The 4,145-nt window shown below is 63.3% G+C and carries 5 protein-coding genes; 2 read left to right on the top strand and 3 right to left on the bottom strand.

The genetic code is table 11. From position 1 onward, the window contains the following. The 3 genes from H3V53_RS42335 to H3V53_RS42325 all read right to left on the bottom strand — a co-directional run. On the bottom strand, positions 1-385 hold a 385-nt coding region (locus H3V53_RS42335), incomplete at its 3' end, for a phosphoribosyltransferase (RefSeq protein WP_336602919.1). A gap of 78 nt (positions 386-463) precedes the next feature. After that, positions 464-1,117: a dienelactone hydrolase family protein gene (locus tag H3V53_RS42330; protein ID WP_336602918.1), complete on the bottom strand. Its 654-nt coding sequence runs from the start codon at positions 1,115-1,117 to the stop codon at positions 464-466. 172 nt (positions 1,118-1,289) lie between these two features. Beyond that, complete coding sequence (locus H3V53_RS42325; RefSeq protein ID WP_336602917.1) at positions 1,290-1,769, bottom strand: hypothetical protein; 480 nt, start codon at positions 1,767-1,769, stop codon at positions 1,290-1,292. A 272-nt stretch (positions 1,770-2,041) separates the two neighbouring features. On the opposite strand from H3V53_RS42325, the gene polX reads away from it, so the two are divergent. Beyond that, positions 2,042-3,799 (top strand): DNA polymerase/3'-5' exonuclease PolX, encoded by a 1,758-nt coding sequence (polX, locus tag H3V53_RS42320; protein WP_336602916.1) that lies wholly within the window; start codon positions 2,042-2,044, stop codon positions 3,797-3,799. 139 nt (positions 3,800-3,938) lie between these two features. Then, positions 3,939-4,145 (top strand): ribose-phosphate pyrophosphokinase-like domain-containing protein (locus H3V53_RS42315; protein WP_336602911.1); only part of this gene is annotated, 207 nt, incomplete at its 3' end.

The raw sequence follows: 4,145 nt of genomic DNA, 5'->3' as shown, positions 1-4,145 counted from the left end.
TCACGGTTTTGTCCTCGACCCCGGCAGGCGGCTGCTCCCCCCGGTAGGCCAGCTCGCGGCGATGTAGCTCGATGCGTTCACGCTCGATGGCTTCCTCGACCTGCTCCGCGCTCACATAGGCAGCGCGCATCACGGGCTCGTTGAGATAGAGCGCGTCACCCGTAGCGATGGCGCCCATTGCAAGCTCGGGGTTATGCGGCACGCCGAGCTTGCGCACCAGCAGCACGTCAAGGGGACAGCACAAGACCTTCGCCACTTCATAGCCAACCGGTACGCCGCCGCGCGGCAGTGCCAGCACCACGACGTCGCGGCGCCCGGCATAGCGACTTAACGCAGCCGCGAGCTGCTGGCCAGCATCGGCGCGATCTCGAAAAATATGACTCATGGTCGATATCCAGTCAGTGATGCCGTGAAGCTCGAATGGCGTGGCTGCATCCGCTACGGGTGCGTTACCGTTGCGCGCTCAGGATGACGGGGCGGTGAGCCAGCGCGCAAACCAGCCAACGGCGAGGCGGGTCACTTCGTCGAGGGCGCCGGGTTCCTCGAAGAGGTGCGTCGCTCCCGATACGATTGCCGTGCGATGGTCGCACGTCAGTTGCCCGGCGGCCTTGCGATTCAGCCGGATCACCTCCGTGTCGAGTTCGCCGACGATCAGCAGTGTTGGCGCGCGGACGGAAGTGAGCGATGTCCGCGCAAGGTCGGGCCGTCCACCCCGCGACACAATGGCGCCCACCGTACCCGTCTCTGCCGCTGCGACAAGTGCGGCTGCGGCGCCTGTACTCGCGCCGAACAGCCCCACCCGTAGCGACCCGACCGCCGGCCTTTGCTGCAGCCAGGCAAGGGTTGCGCCCAGCCGTCGCGCCAGCAGCGCGATGTTGAAGCGGTAGGTCGCGTCGATGTCGTCGTGCCGCTGCTCATCCAGCGTCAGCAGATCGAATAGCAGCGTTGCGAACCCGGCTTGCTGCAGACCCGCCGCCACCTGCCGGTTTCGCGGGCTGAAGCGGCTGCTGCCGCTACCGTGCACGAATACGACGACCGCGCGCGCGCGATCGGGAATTTCGAGAATCCCATCCAGCTTGACGTAATCAACGGGAATCTCAACCTGTAGCGTTTGCATCTGTCGCTCCTGTTCATCACCGCGCTCCGCACCGGCCGCCGCGCGAGGAGCAGCACCTCTTGTATGGATCATCGTGTCTGTTCCGCACATTCAATTGACTTCGATCAACTGGATGACGCGGACAACTCTCGCAAGCGACGTTTTGAGCGCCGAAGGCGGCGACGTCGCATGCTCACCAGCAGCCGCGCTGTCTGGATGGCGCGTCGGCGGAAGGGGGCGCCGACGGATGACGTATGTGCCGAACCAGCGCTTTGATGAGGGAGGCGGCGATTGCAAGGATGCACAGCACGACAAACCACAACACGAGGACATAACCAATCAGTTTCCAGAACTCGCTGACACGCTGCTGGAGCACCCACGCCTGATACGAAGCCGCATCGTCTGCCGCGTTCGGAAACGAGGTGCGGTACATGAACAGGGCGAGGCAGCGATCGCTTTCGGGAAGCGCCGCAGCGAGGCGTGCACCGGCCGGCAACGCACGCACCGACGCGCATTCCGGCGCGTTCATACCCGCCACGACACCTGCGTTCAGCGGGTAGTCATAGATTGCGCCAAGCCACGTCGTGCCGATCGCGAGCATCAGACAAGCGCATACGCCTTGAACGTATCGGCGCAGCCAGCGATGTCGATAAGGACGGGCAGCGTTGTCCATGATGAATCCCCCATGCCATTGCATTCGTCCGGCGAATAGCAGCCCCAGCTGAAATGCGCGGACGCGTCACCTGCGCGCGACTCGTGCCGGTGATGTGAGTGGACGAAGCTGAACAGTTCGGATCATCTGACATCCGCAGCCCAACACGATTGACATCGATCAAGCATGGGACGATGACCTGGATCAACGAGTAAGTCACGCCGACGGCCATGCTGTGGTTGTGCAGCAGAATACTCACCCATATGACACGTCGGGCGCACCGAGCCGAGCAAATGCCAATTCACAACGCGGATATCGCCGAGATTTTCAACGAGATTGCCGACCTGCTCGAAATTCAGGGTGACAATCCGTTTCGGGTGCGCGCGTACCATAATGCGGCGCGATCGGTTGGCGAGTATGCGAAAAACGTGCGAACGATGATCGCGGAGGGTGCCGACCTGAAAACGATTCCCGCGATCGGCGACGACCTTGCGCTCAAGATCCGCGAAATCGTCGCCACTGGCTCATGCCCGCTACTTGCGAGCCTGCGAGCCCAGTTGCCGTCGGCAGTCGTCGCGTTACTGCGCGTGCCGGGCCTCGGACCAAAGCGCGTGCGGCAGCTCTACGAGCAACTGCATGTGCAGTCTCTGGAACAACTGGAGCAGGCCGCCGCGGAGGGCCGGATCCACACGTTGCGCGGATTCGGTCCGCTGACCGAGGCGCATATCCTTGCAAACCTGCAGGGTCGCCTCGACAAATCGCGCCGCTTTCAACTCGCACAGGCCAGCCAGCGCGCGGAGGCATTGCTGGTCTGGCTCGCGGCATTGCCCGACGTAGAACGCGTGGAAGCGGCGGGTAGCCTGCGGCGACTGCGCGACACCGTTGGCGACATCGACATTCTCGCCACGGCACGCGATCCGGCCGCGGTCACCCAGCGGTTTGCCCATTATGACGACGCGACCGCGGTACTCGCGCATGGCCCTACCCGAGCAAGCATCGTGCTTCGCGGCGGACTGCAGGTCGATCTACGCGTGGTCAAACCCGAGAGCTTCGGCGCTGCACTCATCTACTTCACGGGCTCGAAGGCGCACAATATGGCGTTACGCCGCCTCGGCCAGGAGCACGGCCTCAAGATCAACGAATATGGCGTTTTCCGCGGAAAGACGCGTATTGCCGGCGAGACCGAGGAGTCCATCTATGCGAGCGTCGGGCTGCCCTGGATTCCACCGGAGCTTCGCGAAGACCGCGGCGAGATCGACGCAGCGCGCGACGCCGCCCTTCCTGCCCTGGTTACGCGCAGCGACCTGCGCGGAGACCTTCACACGCATACGCTCGCCAGCGACGGCCGCGCATCGCTACGCGAGATGGCCCTTGCCGCCCGCGAGCGCGGCCTGTCGTATCTGGCCATTACGGATCATTCGAAGCGCCTGGCGATGACCCACGGCCTGGACGCAACGAGGCTAGCCGCACAGGTCGACGAGATCGACCAGCTCAACGCACAGTTAACGGGTATCACCTTGCTCAAGGGCATAGAAGTCGACATACTCGAAGACGGCCGACTCGATCTTCCCGATGCTGTTCTTGTCCGGCTCGATCTTGTGGTCGGCGCGATTCACAGTCATTTCAATCTGCCGCGCGAGCGCCAGACCGAGCGTATCCTTCGCGCGCTGGACCATCCCTCGATGACCGTGCTGGCGCATCCTTCCGGCCGGCTGATCGGCAGCAGGGAACCAGCGGACATCGATATGTTGCGCGTGATCCGCAAGGCGAGGGAGCGCGGCTGCTTTCTGGAACTCAATGCCCAGCCCGAGCGCCTTGATCTGACCGATACGGTCTGCCGCATGGCGAAGGATCACGGTGTACTGATTTCCATCGATTCCGACGCACACAGCGAGGCCCAGCTCGACAACTTGCGCTATGGCGTCAATCAGGCGCGCCGCGGATGGCTGGAAAAAACGGATGTGCTGAACGCACGCTCGCTCGCGCAACTGCGCCCGCTGCTTGCGCGGACCATGCGCTCACGTACTCGCGAGGCTTCCGAGAGTCCATAGGTTGCTTCGGTCAACCAGTCTGGCAGACCTATCTGGCAGGCGTGCAGCGGCTTAGCTGCACGCTTTGGAAAGACCACGAAGAGCGCGTAGCGCATGCTCACGCCGCACGAATGCAAACAGACCACCAGGCGACATCACGATGAACACCGCGCCAATGCTCTTCTCCCCTCCCGCGAGTCACGCCTACGCGCAGCGTGTGGCCACCACGCTTGGCACGGCGCTGGCCGAGCACGAGTGGCGTCCTTTCGAGGATGGTGAACACAAGATGCGCCCGCTCGAAAGCGTCCGCGGTCGCGACGTGTATGTGATCCATTCGCTGTATGCCGAACCCGGTCACACGGTGAAC

This window comes from Paraburkholderia bengalensis (assembly GCF_037126505.1).
Taxonomy (GTDB): Bacteria; Pseudomonadota; Gammaproteobacteria; order Burkholderiales; family Burkholderiaceae; genus Paraburkholderia; species Paraburkholderia bengalensis.
This window is presented reverse-complemented; position numbering and strand designations above follow the sequence as displayed.